We start from the raw sequence: 21,417 nt of genomic DNA on the forward strand, positions 1-21,417 counted from the left end.
GAGCAGCGGCAAAGCCGCTGCAAGGCTGCTCGCCGGCATGGTCGAAGGCGTGGACCAGCCAGATGCGCGGCTCGCCCTTGGCGGCCCAGCAGGCTTCCGCAGCGGCCTCGGCCGCCGCGTTTGTCGGCGTGCGGTCGACGAGCTGGGTCCCGTTGTCGGTCAGCACCGTGTGGATGCGGTACGGCACGGCCGCAACCAGGGCGTGGAGGAAGTCGGCAGCGATCCGTCGGGTCGCCCGCTCCTGCAACTGCGCGAAGGCGAACTTGGAGGTCCGGTCGACGGCGACGAACAGGTAGAGGCGGCCCTGCTCGGTACGCACCTCGGCGATGTCGAGGTGGACCCTCGGGTCAAGCCCGAGGGCAGGATCCGCCGATCGGGTAGCTCTTGAATCGGGAGCGCTGGGTCTTCGCACTGTCCGTGTCGGGCAAGCGGGCGATCCCATGGCGCTGCAGGCAGCGATGCAGTGACGATCGGCTCAGGTGCGGCAGGGTCGGCTGCAGGGCGTAGAGGCAGTCGTCGAGGGGTAGGAGCGTGTGGCGTCGAAACGCGACGATGACCGCCTCGTCCTCGACGCTCAGCACGGTGGACCGCGGCACCTTGGGACCCATCGGGGCATCGGTGGTGTGGGTCCGCTTGCGCCACTTCTGCACGGTGGTCGGGCTGATGCCGTAGCGCCTGGCCAGTGCCCTCACGCTCGCTTCACCAGCCTGGATCGCGCGACGCACTGTCTCTGTCGTCGTGGCGCGGCCGTGAAGAACCTGGCCCATAGCGCGTCCTTCCAGGTGTGCGGCTCGCACTGTAGCACTACACCCTGGGACCGAACATCTAGCCAATAAGGCATAGGCATGCACCTATGGATAAACGGTGGAGTCTGCAGACCTCGTTTCATCTCGCCCTATCCTGTCAGTTTCGTTTCCGCCTGATCCCATCGCGTCACGGTAGAGGCTGCTCCTGACAGCAGGGAGGCGAGATGGATGCGCACCCGGCTGAGACCGCAATGGCCTCCTGGCCATTATTCTCGTCGGGATGAAGCCGGCATCGTCTGCGGGCGTTGCGGCATCTTCCGGCCACACCGTGCGCCAGACCACAAGGTGTTCCAGCAGGATGAGGCCTGATCCTGGATCTGCGCCGCGGCCGCCGGCCCGGAATCAATTGCCCGCCGAGTTCCACGAATTCAGTGCTTATCCCACCCCAGACCCTGCCCGCCGAAACGAAGGGCACTCCACCCACGGCCCATGACGGCTATTTCGAATACGCCCCGAGTGCGAGATCTCAAGGGCCAAGTGTCTTGTCTGCCACCAAACCCGTCGCCGTTCTTTCATGTCGCCGTTGGGTGGCATCGAGCAATGCCCTCGTATAGGGATGAGAAGGATGAGTGATGAGTTGCCGGGCCGGCGCAAGTTCGACAATCCGACCTTGCTGCATCACGGCGATTGTGTCGCTTATTCTGGTGACGGCAGCCAGGTTGTGCGAAATGAAGACGTAGGAAATGTGGCTTCGCCGCCCGATGTCTTTCAGCAGATCCAGGATTTGTACCTGGATGACCGTTTCGAGCGACGAAACCGGTTCATCGGCGACGATCACCTGGGGGTTCGCAGCCAAGGCTCTGGCAATGGCGATCCGCTGGCGCTGCCCGCCCGAGAATTCATGTGGGTAGCGGTCGATATCAGCCGCATCGAGACCCACCTGCTGGAAAAGCTCGACGGCGCGCACACGAATCTCGCCCCAGTCGCGAACACCGCTGGCGAAGAGCGGCTCGCCCAGTTGCCGCGCCACGGTCAGACGCGGATTGAGTGAGCTGTTGGGGTCCTGGAAGATCATCTGACACTGGCGGAACTGCCTGCGCCGGGACAGGAAAAGGCGATAGCGCGCTTCCTCGCCAAAAATGAATATGCGTCCTGCCGTGGGGCAATCGAGGCCGACGACAATTCTTGCCAGCGTTGTCTTGCCCGCGCCGCTCTCGCCGACGATGCCCAGGGTTTCTCCACGCCTCAGGACCAGCGAAATCTCGGTCAGCGCGTCGATCTGGCGCCGCCATGCGCTGAAACGGCGACCAATGTCGCTCAGCACGAGCTGGGGCGCGTGATCCTCCTGTGCCGCACGATCTCCAGCCGGATCGGCCTGCAGAGAGCGCGTTGCCGTGTCCAGCGCCAGACGCGCGGCAAGCAGCCTCCTGGAGTACCCGTGCCTTGGCTTCGAGAATATGGAGCGGACTTCGCCATATTCGACAATGCGGCCGGCTTGAATGACCGCGACACGGTCGGCAGCTCGTGTCACCACGTCGAGATCATGCGTGATCAGCAGGATGGCGCATCTGTTGCGCTGCTTCATGGCCCCGAACAGATCCAGCACCCTGTCCCGCATGGCTACATCGAGCGCCGTCGTGGGTTCGTCGGCGATGACGACGTCTGGTTCGAGCGCCAGCACGGCGGCGATCATCACCCGTTGCTGCATGCCGCCGGAAAGCTGGTGCGGATATTGCGTCATGACCCGTTCGGCATCGGCGATACCAACGTCCGCCAGGGCAGCGAGCGCCTTGATCCTGGCGGCCTCCCGGGTGGCCCCGCGGTGGGCAACGAGGCCTTCGGTCATCTGGCGCGCAATGGTCAGGACCGGATTGAGCGAGCTCATCGATCCCTGGAAGATCATGCCGATGCGCGCGCCACGCAGCCGGTTGAGCGCCTTGCGAGGCAAACCGGCAGTGTCGACGCCGTCCACGCTTATCCGGCCGGAGATGGTTGCGGAGGGGGGCAGCAGCTGCAGCGCCGCCAGGGCTATCGTGGATTTCCCGCTGCCGGACTCTCCCACCAGGGCCAGAACCTCACCCCGCAGGACATCGAGGGTGACACCCTCCACCGCCACGGCCCGGCCCGTGGCGGTGGCGGTGGCGGTGGCGGTGGCGGTGGCGTAGCTTACGGTCAGGCCGGCCAAAGAGAGCGCTGGTCCCAGCGTCACGACGTTCTCGCATGGCGGGGATCGGACATGTCGCGCAGGCCATCGCCGATCAGGTTGAGCGACAGCACGGTCAGGCAAATCGCCAGGCCCGGGAAGAACAGGATCCACGGTGCCCGGTGCATGTAGTTTGCGCCTGAAACCAGGATCAATCCCCATTCGGAAGCCGGGGGTTGCACGCCCAGGCCGAGGAATGACAGGCCAGCGGCGGAAAGCACGGCCGACGAGACACCGAGCATGGCCAGCACCGCAATGCTTTGAACGATGTTCGGCAGGACATGGACACGCACCAGGCGGATTGGGCTGGTGGTCGCCAGCGAGGCCGCCTCGACATAGGGCTTGCCCCGTTCGACGGCAGCAAGCCCGTAGACGGTCCGTGCGAACACGGGCGCCATGCCGACGGCGATTGCCGTCGCGGCGTTGGCCGTGCCTGGCCCGAGGAACGCCACCAGCGAGAGCGCGATGAGCGTTTCCGGGAAGGAATAGAGAAAGTCCACGACGCGCAGCAACGCGACTTCGACGATCCTGCCGGAGAATGCGGCCGTGAGCCCTATGAGCCCACCGACCAGCAGACCGCCACCGACCGCACCGACACCGATGCCCAGCGACAGGCGCGCGCCAACGAGCACGCGACTGAAGAGATCCCGCCCGAACTCGTCTGTCCCGAACAGGAACCGTGCACCGGGCGCCGCGAGCCGAGGGCCGACGCCCATCCGATTCGGGTCGAACGGGGCGATCCAGCTTGCAAGCAACGCAGCCGCGGCAAGCAGCACTGCGATCCCGAGGCCGAGGGCAAACCTCCAGTCGATCCGTCCGGTGACCGAAGGCTTGCGGTCGGACGCGCCGGTCACTGCCGCCTCATTCTCGGGTCGAGCAGTCCGTAGATCAACTCGAGGCAGGTCGAGACGACGACGATGGATGTTGCAAAGATCACAATGAACCCCTGGATCACCGGATAATCACGCTGCAGCATGGCCTGCACGGCCAGGCGTCCCAGCCCGTTCCAGGCGAAGACGTTCTCGATGATCACCTGCCCGCCCATCATGTAGACAAAAACCATGCCGACGATGGTGAGCATGTTCACCAGGGCGGGCCGCAGGACATGCACCGCCAGCACCCTGCCCTCGGACAGTCCCCGCGCCCGCGCGGTGCGCACGAAATCCTCCGCCAGCACGTCCAGCAGCGAGGAACGCGTCATCCGCGCCACCAGGGGGAAATAGGCGAGGCCCAGGGTCAGTGCGGGCAGCGCCAGGTTGCGCAGATCGGTGCCGGCCACCGGAAACCAGCGCAGCTTCACCGCGAAGACCTGCATCACGATCAGGCCCAGCCAGAAACCGGGAACCGAGATGGCCAGCACCGTGACGGTCGTCAGGAGCGTGTCGATCGCATTGCCGCGGTTGACCGCAGCGGCGAAACCGACCGGCACGCCGATCATCACCGCGAGGCCCAGGCCCGCAAGGGCGAGCAGCAGGGTGTTGGGCAGTCTTTCCAGAACGAGGCGGGCGACCGGCTCGTTGGTCCGAAAGCTCATCCCCAGATCGCCCTTGAGCGCCTTGACCGCGTAGCTCCCCACCTGCTGCCAGATCGGCCGATCGAGGCCCAACTGCTCGCGTATATCGTCCGCGGCCTCGGGCATCACCGAAGCGGAATGTTCCATCATCGCGGTCACCGGATCGCCCGGAGCGGCATGCACAAGAACGCCCGCCAGCAACAGGACGGCGAGCACGGTGAAGAAGGCGGCTATCAGCCGCCTGGCGATGAGAGCAATCATCTTCGTCAGTAGTTTCCGCCCCCTCAAAAATGCTATGCGAAGTCATCCGGCGATGAAAGAGGCGCGCAACATAGATGACATTCTCGGTTGAACCTTGCGGGCAGGGGCAGCGGCCAGGGACGATCACGTGTGCTGCCCGGTCGTCTCCGGCCCGTCCTTGGATGCCGCACAGTTCCCCGTTGCCTGGCGCCGGCATCCATAACGCTCTTCCATTATAGCGTGCCAGGATTCTCGCTTGGTATGGTGGCGGTAATACCTGCCGGCACATCCGCGGCATGTTGCCAGCGCATGCGCGTCGAGACAGGCCTGGAGCGAAATGTGCGTGAACGAGGTGCACCGGTTTCGGCCATGCTTTCGACCGCGGCGGCACGGACGACGAGGTCCGGCACAACAGATGGAATGGCAGGACCGGACAACAGTTTCGCCATCATCTGTCTGCCTTGGACATGACATCCCGGGCGGCATCACGGGTCGCCGTTGTGGACGATGACGCCCGTGTGCTCGAGTCCATGGCAGAGCTCCTGGAGGCAGCCGGCTATGCCGTGGATACCTATCCGTCTCCTCGATCCCTCCTGGCGAGCGGCCTCCTGCAGGACCTCGATTGCCTGATCACTGATATCGGGATGCCCGAAATGGATGGCTTCGAACTCTGCCGGCAAATGCGCGCCCTGCGACCGGACCTGCCGGTCATCTTCGTCACGGCCCGGCACGACGTCGCCGACCAGCAGCGCGCCGATGCCCAGGGCCATTGCGGCCTGTTCCGGAAGCCCTTCCATGCTCCGGCGTTGCTCGCGGCCGTCGGCCGCGCGCTTAAAGACCTTGAACCTCGCGGCCACTGAACGCTCAGGAGGTAGCCGTGTCCGAGGCAAGCATCCGTGGCGCTAGCAGCCACCGCACTGGGATCGCCACAGCCAGACGGTTGGAACCGGCCGATATCGACTGGGCCGCAGTGGTCGCTGTGCGATCATTCCTGCACGACCCGGGCATGGCGTGGGTGCTTCCCGATGCTGATGTCCGTCGCCGCCTGGGCGTAGCACTCGCCACAGCCCTGATCCGCTACGCCTGTTGCGACGGCTTGGTCGAGGTCGATGCCGGTGGCCGGGGCCTGGCCATCTGGTTTCCCCCAAACACGCAGCCGCCGCAGGAACCGGTCCTGCGACAGTCAGGGATGTGGGACGTGCCGCGAATGATCGGCGACACGGCCTGGGCGCGCATCCGGAGCCTGATGTCCGATCTTGCGGTGCTGCACGCCACACGGAGCGCGGAGCCGCACTGGTATCTCTCGCTGCTCGGCGTCGATCCCGATTTTCAGTGCCAGGGCATCGGCACCGCTCTCATGCGCGCGCAACTCACATGTACGGATGCGGCCGGGCTGCCCTGCTACCTGCTGACACCGACGGCTGGTAATGTCCGGTTCTACGAAGGGCGCGGCTTTCGGATCGTGACCGGGACCGATGTGGCTGAAGGCCTAGTGCATATGCGCCTGATGCGTCGTCCGGCGAATGGCGGCTGAATCCGGGCAGGCGACCCAGCTCGGACAATCTAGTTCGTGACCCTGACGTCGTTGAAATACTGGGACGCCATGAAGCCCATCTTGAAGCCCTCGACATGCGAGCCGTGCGCCATCAGCCAGGACCAACCCGGTGACAGCAGGGGGATCATGAAGCTGTTCTCCAGGAGGTATCTCTCGACCTCGTGGATCTTGGCGGCGCGGGCATCACCCGAGAGGTGACGCTGCTGCTCGAGCAGCGCGTCCAACTCTCCATCGATGCCCATGTTGACGAAGCCAGGTCGTTTCCAGACGAAATAAAGGTAGTTGGGATCGACACCAGATATACCGAAGGTCCAAAGCGCGGGCTGACCGTCGCTGGCAGTATTGGAGCTAGCGAGCATTTCGAGAAATGCCGTCGGCTCTCGCGCGTCGATCTCTGCCGTGATGCCGACCTCCGCGAGATCCTGCTGCATGATCTGGTACATGCCGACCCACCCGTCCCGCCGGGGTCCGAGGAGCCGGATGGCCAGCGGGTTTTCCGGACCATAGCCTGACTTGGTGAGAATCGCCCGAGCACGCTCAGGGTCGTAGGGCGGACGCCAGGTAGCACATTGCTTGGGATCATAGGCAAAGAGGCCTGCCGCGACCGCGCAGTCGATGACGTTGGTCAGGCCGGCGAAAGCGATGTCGCGGTAGGCATCGCGATTGAGCGCCATGGCGATCGCCATGCGGATCTCGGGGTCGTCAAATGGCGGGATCTTCCAGGTGTAACCCGTGAACACGAGCTCTCCGGACCGTTCGGCAGCATAGAGCCGGATGTCGGGATCGGTGTCGAGATAGCCTGCCTCCTCCAGCGAGGGCTCTGCCATGTCGACCTCGCCGGACCGGAGTGCCGCCATGCGCGCCACGGCGTCGGGAATGACGCGCAGGGTCAGCCGGTCGATGTGCGGCCGCCCCGGGTTCTCGATCAACGGGTTGAAGTTGCGGTAGTCCGGGTTGGCGGCGAGCTCGATCCGGTCGTCTCTCCTCCAGCTCACCAGCTTGAACGGCCCAGTGCCGACCGGCCAGAACTGGTCACCTGAGACCGACGCCGGGCAGACGATCGCGCTCGGTATGCTGGTCAGGAAGGACAGGAACGGGGCGAAGGGTTCGCTGAGGCTGATCGTAACTACATCGCCCGAAACGGTGGCCGTCTTGATGGGCCCCCAGGCCGGCGCATTGGGGTTGACCGTGGCGGGATCGATGGCACGGTCGACGCTCGCTTTCACCGCCGTCGCGTCAAGCACGGTGCCATCATGGCAGTTTACGCCGTCACGGATCGTGAACGCGTAGGTCTTGCCGTCGCCCGAAACCTGCCAGGTGCTGGCAAGGCCTGGATGGATCGCCCCGTCGAGGTCCATGGTGAGGAGCGTGTCGAAGATGAGGTTGGTCACCTGCATGGAGCGGGTGGACCCGTACCTGTGGGGGTCCAGGCCGTCAGCGTCGAACTCGCGCGCCACGGAGAGTTCGGTCGCCGCCGCCATGTTCAAGAAGGAAATCGTGAGGGTCGCCAGCGCCACCACGGCCGCCGTCATCGGCAGCCGTGCACCCGACCATGCGCTCCGCCAGTGCTTGCTTGTAGTCATGGGAGATTCGACCAAAATTCAGGCTTGGCTCTGACGTATTGCCAAGATGAACCGGAAGACGGTACGTCGTTCATGTGGGACAGTCAATCGAGTGCCATGCTGGACGGCGCTCATCTTTGACGAATGTCCTTTCATGGAGGACCCCGCGACGTCATAAGAATTTTCATTATGGCGATCAGCCAGTGAGCGCTGATAAGCAGTTTCCGCGATATGCGGGCGATCTGGAGAGGCACGGGGTATCGGATGCCGGATCGGACAATGCTGCTGTTGCTTTGCGGCCTCGGCGCCTTCGCAATGGTGGCAGCGCTGGTCTTGCCAGTCGATATGGTTGGTCAATCGATTGATCGGGTGGGCATCGTCGGTGGGGTGGTTCTCGCAGGTGGCTTCTCTCTGCCGGGCCTGCTGCGTGGCCGCACCGGGAGGCGCGCCAAGGCAGCCGACGAAGCCGTAGGGAGCATCCCTGGCCTTGGGTGGATTGCTGATGCGGATGGTCGGATCACGGGCCTCGGGCCGCAGTTCCGGGACTTTTTCGGCGCTGCCACGTATGGGAAATTGTGCTCCCTGGAGCACGCTCTTCATCCCGATGATGTCGAGGAAGCCGCCTTGCGCTGGCGGCGGGCATGGAAAACCGGTGTGGAGTTCCATGGAGCGTACCGGTTTTGTGGCGCGGACCGGCAACATCACTGGTTCCTGTCGACGGCCCGAGCTCTGCGCGATCGGGAGGGGCAAGTAGTTGGCTGGTGCGGGACTCTCGTCGACATCCATTTCCTTAAATCGGCCGAGGAGGAGCTCAATGCGAAGGACCGGAGCATGCGTTCCGTCCTCGACGGCATCCCTGCGATGATCTCGGTTGCCGGCGCCAACGGGCAGCAGCAATACAACAACAAGGCTAGCGTTGATTTTCACGGCAAGAGTTACGACAGGTTGAGCGGGACGCAGTTCCTGGACTCGATCCATCCCGATGACCGTGATGACTTCATTGCCGCCCGTGCCCATTGCATGGAGCATGCCGTACCACTGGACCATAGATCGCGTGTCCGGCGGAAGGACGGGACCTATCGCTGGGTCCAGACGCGTTCCCAGCCGGTCCTCGACGGCACCGGCAATGTTGTGCGCTGGTACGGCATCACGCTGGACATCGACGACCAGGTCCGTGCGGAGGAAGGGTTGCGCAGCGCCCAGGAGCAACTGGCGCGCGCCGCGCATCTCGCCACCCTCGCCGAACTCTCGGCCTCGATTGCCCACGAAGTGAAGCAGCCGCTCGCGGCGGTCGTCACCAACAGTCATGCCTGCCAAGCGTGGTTGTCCAGGGACCCGCCAAACCTCGATCGCGCCCGCCTGACCGCGGAGCGCATCGTGCGTGATTCCATGGCAGCATCGGATATCGTGAGCCGGATCCGCGCATTGTTCGCACTGAAGGCCCCGACGCGGATCGCTACGGACCTCCGCAATGTCGTGGAGGAGGTCCGTCAGATCATGATCGGTCAGGCCACGGCCGAAGGCGTGCGCATCCAGACAACCCTCGGTCCGGAACCCGTCATCGTGCTGGTCGACCGCGTGCAGTTCCAGCAGGTACTGGTCAATCTAATCCGCAATGGCCTGGATGCCATGAAGTCCAATACGGACGAACCGAGGTCGCTCTCCGTCTCTCTCCAAAAGGAACAGGACGGTACCGTTCTCGCTCAGGTCAGGGACACCGGCGTTGGCATCGCGGACAGCTCGAAAATCTTCGAACCATTCTTCACGACGAAGGATGATGGTATGGGCATGGGTCTGGCCATTTGTCGATCCATCGTGGAGGCGCACGAGGGAACTATCTGGGCGGCTGCCGGCAGGCCTCGCGGGACCATCTTCTCGGTCCGTCTTCCCGCCGCAGAACCACCGGCAGACGTCGCCGCAGGATGATCAGCCCGAGTTCGCAGAGCTGGCCAGACAAAACGTCATCGGCCCTGCCGGCAAATAGAATCCGACGATCTGCTCTCTGCACCCTCTCAAGTCCGCGACCGCACGCATGAAGATCGGAGGTCTGCAAGATCATCGGCTACGGTTATTTACGCCTGCTTGCATCTTTGAACTCGCTTCTCCCTGCCTTCTGCCTGATCTTCGGCATCGGAGTTGATCTCCAAGTTCGCCTTCCAGGCAAGCTCGGGCAGCAGGCCGGTTACCCCCGGCCGGCCTGCTGCCCTTCCTTCCCTGCATGTATTACCATTCGTGGATGCGATCATTTCCCGATCCGGTGGGCGTCGAGCATCGATATTCCCAGCTTCTCTGCGATCCTGACCAGTTCCGCGACCGACCGGACCTGCATCTTGTGCATGACCTTCCCGCGGTGAATCTGGAAGGTCACCTCGCTGATTCCGAGCCTAGCGGCAGCCTGCTTGTTCAGGAGCCCGCTCGCAACCAGAGGGAAGACTTCACGCTCCCGAGGGGTCAAGGTCGACAGTCGCTGTCTCAGGACGGTGAGCTCTGCCTGCTGTGTGCGTTCCCGTTGATGCTGGCCGATGGCGGCCCGGACCGCGGCCAGCAGTTCGGCGTGCTGAAACGGCTTGGTCAGGAAATCCACGGCGCCATGCTTCATCGCCCGGACGGTGGACGGGATGTCTCCATGTCCTGTGACGAACACGATCGGAGGATGATCTTCCCGATCGATCTGTGTCTGGAACTCCAATCCGCTGATATCTGGCAGGTTGATGTCGAGCAGCAGGCAGCCGGGCACGTCCAGTCGATCGGATCGGGAATACTCGCTGATGGAATGGAAGGATCGTGAGGGGATGCCATTGGCCTCGAGCAGGTCGCACACGGCCTCGCAGATGCGCTGGTCGTCGTCGACGATGTATACTAGGCACTCAGTTTCCATCATGTCCGTCCGTCCGGTCAGCCAAGGCGAACAGGAGCAAGCGCGCTCAAGAGCTGAGACATGCTGGCGCGTTCGTCGTTCATCCGCAGGGTCTTCCGTCCCCTCTTGAGACCAGGCAAAGATCAGCAGCCCGCAGTCGGCGCGAGGCAAGCATCCCGCCCGCACGGGCCAGGAACTCCACGTCAAAGGGGCGTGAGGCCGATTGTGGATTCATTGCATCCTAAGCGCAATATGACTGCAATATAAGTTTAGGCTCGCCTGCTCATATTTTCTACAATCAGATTGCCATCGAACTCTAGCCTGTGCCCGAAACTCATATGAAGATATTATAGACCGTCCCCGCTCTCCAGGAGAAGTTGGCTGCGTCGCACGGCCAGCCGTGCGGCCCTGGAGGAAAGAGGCGTCGCATGCCAATTCAGTCGTTCGGACCGTTCCGCCTGATAGGCTCGAAGCGACTCCTGGAGAAGGATGGTGAGCCGGTCATCATCGGCGGGCGCACGCTCGATCTCCTGATTGCCCTGGTCGCTCATGCCGGGGAGGTGGTGAGCGTGCGGGAGCTCATCACCCTGATCTGGCCCAACGTCACCGTGGAGGAAGCCAACCTTCGCGTATCCATTTCCGCCCTCCGGAAGCTGCTTGGCGATGGCAGGGACGGTGCGCGCTATATCGTGAACGTGCCGGGGCGCGGCTACATGTTCGTGGCACCCGTGCGGACCGAGAGCCAGGAAGACGCTGCGGAGGAGGGCAACGCCAGCAGCCTTGCGAGGCCCCGGCGGGTTACGGAAGCGCCGCAATTGCTGGTCGGGCGACACGACACCGTCCTGTATCTCTCCCGGTTGCTGCTGGCCCAGCGTTTCGTGAGCGTGGTCGGCCCCGGAGGCATCGGGAAGACTACCGTGGCACTGGCGGTCATCCATGGGCTGCGGTCCGAGTTCGACGATGATCGGGTCTGCTTTGTCGACGGCGGCGCGATTAGCGATCCGGATGACCTGCCCAACGCCGTCGCTTCGGCCCTGGGCTGTCCTGATCACGTGTCCGACCCGCTGCCGGGGATACGCGCTTTCCTGGCCGGCCGGCGCATCCTGCTCATCCTGGACAGTTGCGAGCACGTAATCGAGGCTGCAGCGTCGCTGTGCGAGTATCTCTTCCAGGCAGTGGGAACGGTCCATCTCCTGGTCACCAGTCGCGAAGCCTTACGCGTCGACGGCGAGAACGTGCACCTGCTCCAGCCATTGCCCTATCCGCTCGACGAGGCGCCCACGGCCCTTCAAGCCATGGCGACGCCGGCCGTGCAGTTGTTCGTGGAAAAGGCGGCTGCCAGTGGGCATCTCGAAGCCCTCAGCGACAAGGATGCGCCGGTCGTCTCGGATATCTGCAGGCGCCTGGATGGCATCGCCCTGGCCATCGAGCTCGTCGCCAGCCGGGTCGGCGTCTATGGCATCAACGGCACGGTGGACCTGCTCGACAGCGGCGCTGAACTCGTCCTGCAGGGCCGCCGCGACGCCTCGCCCCGGCATCAGACGCTGCAGGCCTTGCACGACTGGAGCTACCGGCTTCTTTCCGCAGACGAGCAGAAGGTGCTCGCGCGACTGTCCGTGTTCGTCGGTGAACTGACCCTGGCGGCGGCCCACGCCGTGGTGGGCGACACGGCGGATGATCGCAAGGCGATCACCCGGGCGATCGCGAGCCTCGGCGACAAGTCCCTCCTTCAGGTCTGCTCGACGCAGGGTCCCGCAAGATACCGGCTGCTGGACACGACCCGGGCCTATGCCGCGCACAAGCTGGCGGAACGGGGGGAAGAAGACGAGATCGCGCGACGCCATGCGCTCTACTTCACGTTCCTGCTCGAGCGGATCGGGATCCAGGGACCGGCCTTCGGGAACCCCGACCTCTCTCGCGTGGCCGCGAGCATGGGAAACATCCGCAGGGCGATGGCGTGGAGCTTTTCGCCTGGCGGCGACCGGTCGATCGGCCTCAGGCTGACGGAAGCCATGGCCAGTCTCTCCCCAGGGCACACGCTTCTGCGCGAGTGTCACGAATGGTGCCAGCATGCCCTGCGAATCATGCATGCGCCGGGCCGGGCAATGTCGCTGGAACTCGACCTTCGGGAAGCGCTGGAGATGTCGATCATGCACGCGCTGGGAACCGGCGAGGAAGCTGCCATCGGGCGCGGGTTGCAGCTCGCCTAGGCGCGGCTGCAGCTACTCGACCTGTGCTTGATCTCGATAGCGTTACGACGAGGAAGCATATGCAGCCGCCGGCAGCGGGACCGCCGCCGTCGCTGCGCCAGGTCGCGCCGCTCCGGCCCGCTGTTCGTCGCCCTCCGCCGCTTCGCTCCCGACGCCTCCCGCCCGCCATGCTGGCAGTACAGCTCCGTCAGCGCCGCGCCTGCTCCGGCCTCCTTCCGGATGACGATGATCTATTCTTCCGAAAACCGATCCGCTTCACCCCGTCGTCCGACGAGCCGGATTAAGTCCAGGTATAGTCGATAGGGATCACATCTTGAGTCGTTAGGCATCAGGTGACGTCCACCTCAACGGGTTCCTTCGGCTGTTTACACCGTTTTGCAACGAACAACTCAACTCCGGCGGCTCGGAGCGCGATGATTTCCGCATCGGGCTGGCAGGCCCGGACGATCCCGCAACCCCGACGAGGAGCCGGACATGACGTACGCCAAGGTCACCCTGGCCGCCGCAGCCATACTTGCCATGGCATCGACCACCGCTTCAGCCAGCACCGAAGCAGTCAAGAACATCGTCCTCGTGCACGGGGCGTGGGTCGACGGATCGGGGTGGAAGCCCGTCTACGAGATCCTCTCCAAGGAAGGCTACAACGTCACCATGGTGCAGGAGCCGGAAACCTCGTTCGAGGACGACGTGGCTGCGACGCGGCGCATCCTCGACCTCCAGGACGGGCCGACATTGCTGGTCGGCCATAGCTATGGCGGCTCGATCATCACCGAGGCCGGCGTCCATCCGAAGGTCGTGGGCCTGGTCTATGTGGCAGCGCATGCTCCGGATGTCGGCGAGGACGAGGGTGCGCTCGGCAAGAAGACGCCGAGCGTCCTCGGGAAGACGCCGGGTGCGATCAAGCAGACGCCGGACGGCTATACCTATCTCAATCCCTCGGAGTTCCCGAAGCTGTTCGCGCCGGACCTGCCGCATGACCAGGCCGTCTTCGCTTCCCGGTCCCAGGTGCTCGCGAAGTCCAGCGTCTTCAGCACCCCGCTGACCGCCGCGGCCTGGAAGACAAGGCCGAGCTGGGGTGTGGTCGCCGGCAACGACCAGATCATCAACCCGGATCTGGAGCGCTGGTACTATGCCAGGGCCAAGAGCGTCACGACCGAGATCCCGGGCGCCAGCCACTCCGTCTACGAGTCGCATCCCGAGGAAGTGGCCAAGGTGATCACTGAGGCGGCGCAAACCTTCGTGGACTAGGCGCCGCGACCGACAGTCCCTGATGACCGGACGGAGCCTGTCACCCGCCAGCTCCGTCCCGTCACCCCATCGAGAAGGTCGACGATGACTGGCGAACGCCCGTTGGCGACGGCGCGCGTTCTCGGCCCGCAACCCAGGAGCAGGCGATGGCAACTTGGCAGCTTGAAAGGGAGGCACGCGACAGGCGCATCCAGGCCGGTTCGGCGGTGGCGAAGGGCAAGATCGTCGAGGCCGGCGACGCGACACGGCTTCTGGAAGCGGTCCTGCAGCCAGGCGACCGGGTCTGCCTGGAGGGTGACAACCAGAAGCAGGCTGACCTGCTTTCGGCGGCATTGCTGGCGGTGGATCCGGCGCGGGTGAACAATCTGCACATGGTGCAGTCCGGCGTCGTCCTGCCGGAGCATCTGGATGTGTTCGAGCGCGGCGTGGCCAGGAGGCTCGACTATGCCTATTCTGGCCCGCAGTCGGCGCGCATGGCGACGATGCTGTTCGGCGGCAAGATCGAGCTCGGGGCGGTCCACACCTATCTCGAGCTGTTCGCCAGGTACTTCGTCGACCTCACGCCGAACGTCGCCCTGGTCGCCGCGGTCAGCGCCGACCGGGACGGCAACCTCTATACCGGCCCCAACACCGAGGATACGCCGACGGTGGTGGAGGCAACGGCCTTCAAGGACGGGATCGTCGTCGCGCAGGTCAACGAGATCGTCGACCAGGTCCCACGCGTCGACATCCCGGCGGACCGGGTGCATTTCATTGTCGAGGCGAAGAATCCCTTCTTCGTCGAGCCGCTGTTCACCCGAGACCCGGCCGCCATCACTGAAGGGCAGATCCTGACCGCCATGCTGGCGATCAAGGGGATCTATGCGCCCTATGGTGTCCAGCGCCTGAACCACGGCATCGGCTTCAGCACCGCCGCGATCGAGCTCCTGCTGCCGACCTATGGCGAGAAGCTCGGCCTGAAGGGCAAGGTGGCGAGCCGCTTCGCGCTCAACCCGCACCCTGCCCTGATCCCGGCGATCGAATCCGGCTGGGTGCAGCAGATCCACTGCTTCGGCTCCGAAGTGGGCATGGAGCATTACATCCGTGCCCGGTCCGACATCTATTTCACCGGTGCGGACGGGTCGCTCCGGTCGAACCGTGCCTTCTGCCAGACGGCCGGCCTGTACGCCTGCGACATGTTCATCGGCTCGACCCTGCAGATCGACCTGCAGGGCAACTCGTCGACCGTCACCACCTCGCGCATCGCAGGCTTTGGCGGCGCGCCGAACATGGGGGCGGATGCACGGGGCCGGCGGCATCCGAGCGAGCCCTGGCTCAAGGCCGGGCAGGAGGCCGATCCCGACGGCCAAGCTCTGCTGCGGCGTGGCCGCAAGCTGGTGGTGCAGATCGGCGAGACGTTCGGCGAGAAGAACGTGCCGCTGTTCGTCGAGAGGCTGGACGCGCTGGAACTGGCGGAAAGGCTGAAGCTCGATCTGGCTCCGGTGATGATCTACGGCGACGACGTGACCCATATCGTCACCGAAGAGGGCATCGCCAACCTGCTCCTCTGCCGCGACTCGGGCGAGCGCGAGCAGGCCATCCGCGGGGTCGCCGGCTACACCGAGGTCGGGCGAGGCCGCGACGCCAAGCAGGTCGAGCATCTGCGACAGCGCGGTGTCATCCGCCGGCCGGAAGATCTCGGCATCGATCCGCTGGACGCCGACCGGAGCATGCTCGCGGCCCGCTCCATCAAGGATCTCGTCCACTGGTCGGGCGGCCTCTACGCCCCGCCGTCCAAATTCCGCAACTGGTGACCGGAGCAGCCTGATGGAAGATCTCAGCTTGCGCCGCGATGCCCGCCGGCCTGCCGGGGGTGCACGCAAAATGGCGATCGTCGGCGTGGTGGCCTCCGGCAATCTCGAAGTGCTGGCGGAACGCGTCCTGCCCGACCACGACTGCCTGGTCGAGATCCGCACGACGGCCACGGGATTTGGCGACGTCTGGAACGCCGTCGTGACCGACTTCGTCGAGCGCTATTCACCGGGCGGTCTCCGGTTCTCGATCAATGACGGCGGTGCCCGACCGGATACCGTCTCGCTGCGCCTGGCCCAGGCCGTCCGCCTGATGGAGGGAGCCCAATGAGCGCCACTATGCAGACCGCGGCGGCGCCCGGCACCGCCACGAGCTGGTACGAGGCATCCGCGCGGGCCCGTGTCCGCCTCCTGCTCGACCCGGACAGTTTCGTCGAGTTCATCGGCCCGGAGAAGCGCGAGGTCAGCCCGCATCTGAAGCTGTTCGACCTGCCCGAGCAGTTCGACGACGGCATCGTCGTCGGCCAGGGCAGGCTTGGCGGCTCCGGCGTGCTGATCGCCGCGCAGGAGGGCCGCTTCATGGGCGGCGCCTTCGGCGAGGTGCATGGCGCCAAGCTGGCCGGCCTGCTGCGCGCGGCACGCGACATCGGCCCGATACCAGTGCTGATCCTGTTCGATACCGGCGGCGTGCGGCTGCAGGAAGCCAATGCGGGCGAGCTCGCCATTGCCGAGATCATGCGTGCCCTCATCGAGGCGCGCAGTGCCGGTGCCAAGGTGATTGGCCTGATCGGCGGACGCGCCGGCTGCTATGGCGGTGGCGGCCTGATCGCCGGCTGCTGCTCCGCACTGGTCGTGTCGGAACAGGGGCGCATCGCGGTATCGGGACCTGAGGTCATCGAGACCAATCGCGGCGTCGAGGAATTCGATTCGCGCGACCGGGCGCTGGTCTGGCGAACGATGGGTGGCAAGCACCGCCGCCTGCTCGGCGCCGCCGAAGCCTTCGTCGATGACAGCGTGCAGGCCTTTCGCGAGGCCACATTGGCGTTGCTGGGCGAGGTAGGCGGGTTCGGGCTCGATACGCTCAGGAAGGAACAGGCCCGGCTCCAAGCCCGGCTGCGGGATTTCGGCGGTTGCGCCGACGCCGTCGACATCTGGACCGCCCAGGGCGTCACCGACGCCGCCGCGGTGCCTGCCCTGCCCGCCGACCAGTTCATCGATCTCGCCAACCAGATCCGGCAGGTGAGCCATGACGCTCGATGAAATCCTCACCTCCTTGTTCCCCGCCGGCCACGATGTCCGGAACGCCGGTGGCGTGGTGTACGGATCGGGCTCCCTGCGCTCCGGTGATCGCGCCCTGGTGGTGGGCATGGCCGACCGCACACCCCTCGGGGTCGACGATGCCATCCGCCTGTCCGCCTGCGTCCTCCATTCGCTCGCGCAGGACCGCGGGCCGATCCTGGTGGTCGTGGACAGCGACAGCCAGCGCATGAGCAAGCGCGACGAGCTGCTGGGCCTGAACGAGTTCCTGGCCCATCTCGGCAAGTGTCTCATCCATGCCGACCGCAACGGCCGGCCCACCATCGGCCTGCTCTACGGGCACTCCGCCGCCGGAGCATTCCTGGCGACGGCGCTCGCGACCCGGGTGCTGGTCGGCCTGCCGGGCGCCACGCCCGCGGTGATGGACCTGCCGTCCATGTCCAAGGTGACCAAGCTCCCGGTCGAGGTGCTGGAAGAGAAGGCCAGGTCGACGCCGGTCTTCGCGCCCGGCCTGGAAAACCTCGCGCAGACCGGAGCAGTTCATGTCATCTGGGATGCCGGGATACCGCTCGCCGACCAGCTCGACGCCCTCCTGGCGGCACTTCCGGAGAGCGACGACCGCCGGGACCTGCTCGGCAAGCAGCGTGGCGGGCGGCCGCGTGCCCACGAGATCGCCGAGCGGGTGCGCGGCCTCGTCCTCCAGTCGCGGTGACCGGCGATGAACCGGCACGACCTGGCCTATGTCAGTCCGGCAGCGTGGCGCACCCTGCTCAGGACGCACGCCGAGCTGGCAGAAGATCCCACCGTGGCGAGCTGGGCCGACCGGGACTGGCCACTGGTCCGACGCCGCGCCAATCCGGGAGAATGGCAGGGGGTCCCGCTCGGCCTGCCCCTGCCCCCTTCCGCCGGCAAGAAGCGGCTCGCCTTCCTGGTGCCGGCCGAGGACATCGTGGCGGTGGTGCCGTCGCCGAGCATGGTCTTCGCCAGCCGTGCCGCCCCCCCGTCCTGGCGACCGACACTGCTGCGCCTTGGTCAGTTCGCGGCGCAACAGGGGGCGGAAGCCAGGGTGTTCGGCAGCCTGGCCTGGCAGGCAATCACCGGTCTCGACTACCTGACCGGCCGATCGGACCTCGATTTCACGCTGCATGTCCATCGGAACACGCAGCTTCGTCCTCTTGCCGATGAGCTGGCACGCATGGAGGCCGATGCGCCCATGCGGCTCGATGGCGAGCTGATCCGGGGCGACGGCTGCGCGGTCAACTGGCGGGAACTGCATGGCGGCGCCTGCGAGCTCCTGGTCAAGACGGTGGCCGGCGTCACCCTGCTCGACACCGGCCAGTTCCTGTCCGGGAGGGTGCCGGCATGAGGACTGCGCCAGCGTTCTCCCGTCCCCTGATCCCGGCCCCGGAGCGTCCAGCCCTGGCCGATGGCGAGGCCATCGCCGCGCTCGCCACGCGCAGCCTGATGCTGGAGCTGGAAACCTGGCCCAAGCCGGGCCTGGTCAGCCACATGGACAGCGGCAGCCACCACGACATGGACGCGGACACGTTCCGCGCCAGTGCGTGGGCCATCCGGCCCTACTTCGCGGCGCTGACGCGTGCCGGCGCCGAGGGATGCGGCATGGGGCGCCTCAGGAACATCGGCCTGGAGGCGGAGGCGGCGATGCTGGAGGCGACGTCGGGCATCAACACGCATCGCGGCGCCATCTTCGGGCTCGGCCTGCTGTGTGCGGCGTCCGGTGCACGATCGGCGGGACTGGCGGGCGCCGCCACGCCGCTGGGCGCCATCGTCGCCGCGCGATGGGGGTTCGACATCGTCGCTGGCCCCGTCCTGCTGCACAGCCATGGCGAGCGGGTGCGTCGCCGCTACGGCGCCGGCGGGGCGCGGATGGAGGCGGCGCTGGGCTTTCCCAGCCTCTATGAGATCGGGCTGCCGGCCCTGCGCCGGGGTGCCTGCCTTGCACCCGACGATGCCGAGGCCCAGCGGGTCGAGGCCTGCTTTGCGCTGATCGCGGCGGTCGAGGACACCAATCTCCTGCATCGCAGGGGCCTCAGCGGGCTCCGCTTCGCGCGCCGTGCGGCACGGGTGTTCCTGCATGGCGGCGGCGTCGGCAGGCCCGACTGGCGTGCTCGTGCGCGGGCCGTCCATGACCGCTTCGTCGCCCATCGCCTGAGCCCGGGCGGCTCGGCGGACATTCTCGCGATGAGCCTGTTCGTCAGCGCCTGCGACGGCGGAGGATGGTGATGTCGAACGCGATCCTGCTGGCGCTCGCCCCCATCTTCTTCGTCCTGCTGCTGGGCTATGGCGCCGGGCGGTACGGGATCGTCGACAACCACAAGGTCGACAGCCTCAACGCCCTGGTCATGAACTTCGCCCTGCCGGCCTCGCTGTTCGCGGCCACCGCATCCGCCTCGCGCAGCGAAATGGTCGCCCAGGCGCCGATGTTCGTCATTCTCGGCGCCGTGATGCTGGGCGTGTTCTTCGCCTGGTATTTCGGCTCCACGCTCATCCTGAAGGAGAGCCGCGCCAACGCGTCCCTGCAGGCGCTGACGCTGGCCTTCCCCAACCTCGCCGGCGTCGGCCTGCCGATCATGTCCGCCGTGGTCGGGCCGAGCGGCGCTGTCCCGCTCGCCATCGCCCTGGCCAGCGGCTCCATCCTGGTCAGCCCGCTGTCGCTGATCATCGTGGAGATGAGCCTCGGGCCCAACGGCGGCGGATCGGAGGCGACCTCCACCCGCATCATGCGCTCCATCCGCCATGCACTGACCAAGCCCGTGGTCCTCGCCCCTGCGCTCGGCATCCTGGTTTCGCTGTCCGGGGTGAAGACCGGGGCGGTGATCGATGCCTGCCTCCTGCTGATCGGGCATGCAGCGCCAGGCGTCGCGCTGTTCCTGACCGGCCTCATCCTCTCGGCCCAGCCATTCCGGCTGGACTGGCGGATCATCCGCGCCACCGCGGTCGCGGACATTGTCCGCCCGCTGCTGGCGGCGGCCGTCGTCTTCAGCCTGCCGATTCCGGCCGAGACCGCCAGGATCGCGGTGCTGCTGGCGGCGGTGCCGTCCGGCTTCTTCGGCATCCTGTTCGCCATTAGCTACCGCCTGGATTCCGGCGCCACGGGATCGATGGTGACGGCCAGTACGATCTTCAGCATCGTCACCATGGCAGCCACCATCGCCTTGCTGTTCCCCGGCTGAGGCAACCGACATGAGCCTCGCGATCCTCTGCTCCGGCCAGGGCAGGCAGCATCCCGACATGTTCGCGCTGACGGGCGATGCCCCGCAGGCAGCCAGCCTGTTCACGCATGCGGCGACCCTGCTGGATGGCCGGGATCCGCGCGAGCTGATCAGGTCCGATGACCCGGCAGCGCTCTATCACGACCGCATCGGCCAGCTCCTCTGCACGCTGCAGGCACTGGCTGCCGCAGCCGCGCTCGGGGACGCGCTGTCCGGCCGCGTGATCGTTGCGGGCTACAGCGTGGGCGAACTGGCCGCCTGGGGTGTCGCCGGCATGATCGATCCTGCCCGGACGCTGGACCTCGCCGCCTTCCGGGTCGAGGCGATGGATGCGGCGTCCCAGCCGGGTGACGGGCTTCTCTCGGTACGCGGCCTGTCGCGGGACGCTGTCGAGGGTTTGTGCGCAAGGCACGGCGCGGCGATCGCCATCATCAACCCGGCCGGTGGCTACATCCTCGGTGGGAGCCGCCAGGCACTGGATGCCATGGCGACCGAGGCCAGGGCGATGAACGCCCTGCGCGTGACCATCCTGCCCGTGGAGGTCGCATCCCACACGCCACGACTTGCCCGGGCCTCCGCGCTGTTCCGCAAACGACTGAGCCCCCTGGTGCCGCCGGTCGCGTTGCCTGCGTCGGCAAGGCTGCTCAGCGGGATCGATGGCGCGCCGGTCATGGATTTTGCCGCGGGTCTCGACAAGCTCGCCGCGCAGATCTCCCAGCCGGTCCGGTGGGCCGACTGCCTTCAGGCCTGCGTCGAAGGCGGAGCACGGGCGTTTCTGGAGCTGGGCCCAGGCTCGGCGCTGAGCGAGATGGCAGCCAGCGCCTACCCCGAGATCCCGGCGCGATCCCTGGAGGATTTTCGGACCCTGCAGGGTGCGCGGGCATGGGTCGCCCGGCAAGCCGTCAGTGGCGAAGCCCACTGACGGCCCGCTGGTACCGCCGTCGCTTTACAACCTTTTGCAACGCCCAACTCGCCTGCGGCTGGATGCAAGGCGATCCTGAAG

General features: G+C 65.9%; 18 protein-coding genes and 1 pseudogene. 13 read left to right on the plus strand and 6 right to left on the minus strand.

The window, feature by feature from the left end; translation table 11 throughout:
- The 4 genes and pseudogenes from VNS22_RS15005 to VNS22_RS15020 form a co-directional block, all read right to left on the minus strand.
- Positions 1-767, minus strand: a pseudogene (locus VNS22_RS15005) (DDE-type integrase/transposase/recombinase); the annotation flags it as partial.
- Positions 768-1,272: 505 nt separating this feature from the next.
- A complete protein-coding gene (locus VNS22_RS15010; protein WP_325733755.1) occupies positions 1,273-2,955 on the minus strand; it encodes an ABC transporter ATP-binding protein in 1,683 nt (560 codons plus the stop codon).
- Entirely contained in the window at positions 2,952-3,803 is an 852-nt protein-coding gene (locus VNS22_RS15015) for an ABC transporter permease (protein WP_325733757.1), read from the minus strand. The genes VNS22_RS15010 and VNS22_RS15015 overlap by 4 nt, the downstream gene beginning before the upstream one ends.
- Positions 3,800-4,723, minus strand: a complete 924-nt coding sequence (locus VNS22_RS15020; RefSeq protein WP_325733759.1) for an ABC transporter permease — start codon at positions 4,721-4,723, stop codon at positions 3,800-3,802. The genes VNS22_RS15015 and VNS22_RS15020 overlap by 4 nt, the downstream gene beginning before the upstream one ends.
- 446 nt (positions 4,724-5,169) lie before the next feature.
- On the opposite strand from VNS22_RS15020, the gene VNS22_RS15025 reads away from it, so the two are divergent.
- Positions 5,170-5,562, plus strand: a complete 393-nt coding sequence (locus VNS22_RS15025) for a response regulator transcription factor (RefSeq protein ID WP_325733801.1) — start codon at positions 5,170-5,172, stop codon at positions 5,560-5,562.
- A 17-nt stretch (positions 5,563-5,579) separates the two neighbouring features.
- Positions 5,580-6,236, plus strand: coding sequence for a GNAT family N-acetyltransferase (locus VNS22_RS15030; protein WP_325733761.1), 657 nt, complete (start codon positions 5,580-5,582; stop codon positions 6,234-6,236).
- Between the two features lie 29 nt (positions 6,237-6,265).
- Here VNS22_RS15030 and VNS22_RS15035 read toward each other — a convergent pair whose 3' ends face one another.
- On the minus strand, positions 6,266-7,789 hold the full coding sequence (locus VNS22_RS15035; protein ID WP_325733763.1) for an ABC transporter substrate-binding protein: 1,524 nt from the start codon (positions 7,787-7,789) through the stop codon (positions 6,266-6,268).
- A gap of 309 nt (positions 7,790-8,098) precedes the next feature.
- Here VNS22_RS15035 and VNS22_RS15040 point away from each other — a divergent pair, with 309 nt between their 5' ends.
- Complete coding sequence (locus tag VNS22_RS15040) at positions 8,099-9,745, plus strand: PAS domain-containing sensor histidine kinase (protein WP_325733764.1); 1,647 nt, start codon at positions 8,099-8,101, stop codon at positions 9,743-9,745.
- 316 nt (positions 9,746-10,061) lie between these two features.
- Here the strand turns inward: VNS22_RS15040 and VNS22_RS15045 are convergent, their stop codons facing one another.
- Positions 10,062-10,700, minus strand: a complete 639-nt coding sequence (locus VNS22_RS15045; RefSeq protein WP_325733765.1) for a response regulator transcription factor — start codon at positions 10,698-10,700, stop codon at positions 10,062-10,064.
- Between the two features lie 404 nt (positions 10,701-11,104).
- Here VNS22_RS15045 and VNS22_RS15050 point away from each other — a divergent pair, with 404 nt between their 5' ends.
- The 10 genes from VNS22_RS15050 (at position 11,105) to VNS22_RS15095 (ending at position 21,336) form a co-directional block, all read left to right on the plus strand.
- A complete protein-coding gene (locus VNS22_RS15050; RefSeq protein WP_325733767.1) occupies positions 11,105-12,886 on the plus strand; it encodes an ATP-binding protein in 1,782 nt (593 codons plus the stop codon).
- A gap of 519 nt (positions 12,887-13,405) precedes the next feature.
- Positions 13,406-14,134, plus strand: coding sequence for an alpha/beta hydrolase (locus VNS22_RS15055; RefSeq protein WP_414653367.1), 729 nt, complete (start codon positions 13,406-13,408; stop codon positions 14,132-14,134).
- 146 nt (positions 14,135-14,280) lie between these two features.
- Complete coding sequence (gene mdcA / locus VNS22_RS15060; protein ID WP_325733771.1) at positions 14,281-15,927, plus strand: malonate decarboxylase subunit alpha; 1,647 nt, start codon at positions 14,281-14,283, stop codon at positions 15,925-15,927.
- Between the two features lie 13 nt (positions 15,928-15,940).
- Positions 15,941-16,255 carry a malonate decarboxylase acyl carrier protein gene (gene mdcC, locus VNS22_RS15065; RefSeq protein WP_325733774.1) on the plus strand — a complete coding sequence of 105 codons (315 nt, stop codon included), beginning with the start codon at positions 15,941-15,943 and terminating at the stop codon, positions 16,253-16,255.
- Entirely contained in the window at positions 16,252-17,184 is a 933-nt protein-coding gene (locus VNS22_RS15070; protein ID WP_325733776.1) for a biotin-independent malonate decarboxylase subunit beta, read from the plus strand. Before mdcC ends, VNS22_RS15070 begins: the two co-directional genes overlap by 4 nt.
- Positions 17,171-17,893, plus strand: a complete 723-nt coding sequence (gene mdcE / locus VNS22_RS15075; RefSeq protein ID WP_325733778.1) for a biotin-independent malonate decarboxylase subunit gamma — start codon at positions 17,171-17,173, stop codon at positions 17,891-17,893. Before VNS22_RS15070 ends, mdcE begins: the two co-directional genes overlap by 14 nt.
- Positions 17,894-17,899: 6 nt before the next feature.
- Positions 17,900-18,547, plus strand: coding sequence for a malonate decarboxylase holo-[acyl-carrier-protein] synthase (mdcG, locus tag VNS22_RS15080; RefSeq protein WP_325733780.1), 648 nt, complete (start codon positions 17,900-17,902; stop codon positions 18,545-18,547).
- A complete protein-coding gene (gene mdcB / locus VNS22_RS15085; protein ID WP_325733782.1) occupies positions 18,544-19,425 on the plus strand; it encodes a triphosphoribosyl-dephospho-CoA synthase MdcB in 882 nt (293 codons plus the stop codon). The genes mdcG and mdcB overlap by 4 nt, the downstream gene beginning before the upstream one ends.
- The gene (locus VNS22_RS15090; protein WP_325733784.1) at positions 19,425-20,375 is read left to right on the plus strand and encodes an AEC family transporter; all 951 of its coding nucleotides are present in this window, start codon (positions 19,425-19,427) and stop codon (positions 20,373-20,375) included. The genes mdcB and VNS22_RS15090 overlap by 1 nt, the downstream gene beginning before the upstream one ends.
- Before the next feature lie 10 nt (positions 20,376-20,385).
- Positions 20,386-21,336 carry an acyltransferase domain-containing protein gene (locus tag VNS22_RS15095; protein ID WP_325733786.1) on the plus strand — a complete coding sequence of 317 codons (951 nt, stop codon included), beginning with the start codon at positions 20,386-20,388 and terminating at the stop codon, positions 21,334-21,336.
- Positions 21,337-21,417 lie beyond the last annotated feature (81 nt).

This window comes from Geminicoccus sp., assembly GCF_035556675.1.
In the GTDB taxonomy this organism is placed as follows: domain Bacteria; phylum Pseudomonadota; class Alphaproteobacteria; order Geminicoccales; family Geminicoccaceae; genus Geminicoccus.

Excerpts from the sequence above, each read along its gene's own strand:
- mdcG (WP_325733780.1), top strand. The coding sequence starts at position 17,900 with ATGAACCGGCACGACCTGGCCTATGTCAGTCCGGCAGCGTGGCGCACC.
- VNS22_RS15025 (WP_325733801.1), top strand. The coding sequence starts at position 5,170 with ATGACATCCCGGGCGGCATCACGGGTCGCCGTTGTGGACGATGACGCC.
- VNS22_RS15040 (WP_325733764.1), top strand. The coding sequence starts at position 8,099 with ATGCTGCTGTTGCTTTGCGGCCTCGGCGCCTTCGCAATGGTGGCAGCG.
- mdcA (WP_325733771.1), top strand. The coding sequence starts at position 14,281 with ATGGCAACTTGGCAGCTTGAAAGGGAGGCACGCGACAGGCGCATCCAG.
- VNS22_RS15070 (WP_325733776.1), top strand. The coding sequence starts at position 16,252 with ATGAGCGCCACTATGCAGACCGCGGCGGCGCCCGGCACCGCCACGAGC.
- mdcB (WP_325733782.1), top strand. The coding sequence starts at position 18,544 with ATGAGGACTGCGCCAGCGTTCTCCCGTCCCCTGATCCCGGCCCCGGAG.
- VNS22_RS15020 (WP_325733759.1), bottom strand. The coding sequence starts at position 4,723 with ATGATTGCTCTCATCGCCAGGCGGCTGATAGCCGCCTTCTTCACCGTG.
- VNS22_RS15095 (WP_325733786.1), top strand. The coding sequence starts at position 20,386 with ATGAGCCTCGCGATCCTCTGCTCCGGCCAGGGCAGGCAGCATCCCGAC.
- VNS22_RS15050 (WP_325733767.1), top strand. The coding sequence starts at position 11,105 with ATGCCAATTCAGTCGTTCGGACCGTTCCGCCTGATAGGCTCGAAGCGA.
- VNS22_RS15055 (WP_414653367.1), top strand. The coding sequence starts at position 13,406 with ATGGCATCGACCACCGCTTCAGCCAGCACCGAAGCAGTCAAGAACATC.
- VNS22_RS15035 (WP_325733763.1), bottom strand. The coding sequence starts at position 7,789 with ATGACGGCGGCCGTGGTGGCGCTGGCGACCCTCACGATTTCCTTCTTG.
- mdcE (WP_325733778.1), top strand. The coding sequence starts at position 17,171 with ATGACGCTCGATGAAATCCTCACCTCCTTGTTCCCCGCCGGCCACGAT.
- mdcC (WP_325733774.1), top strand. The coding sequence starts at position 15,941 with ATGGAAGATCTCAGCTTGCGCCGCGATGCCCGCCGGCCTGCCGGGGGT.
- VNS22_RS15090 (WP_325733784.1), top strand. The coding sequence starts at position 19,425 with ATGTCGAACGCGATCCTGCTGGCGCTCGCCCCCATCTTCTTCGTCCTG.
- VNS22_RS15045 (WP_325733765.1), bottom strand. The coding sequence starts at position 10,700 with ATGATGGAAACTGAGTGCCTAGTATACATCGTCGACGACGACCAGCGC.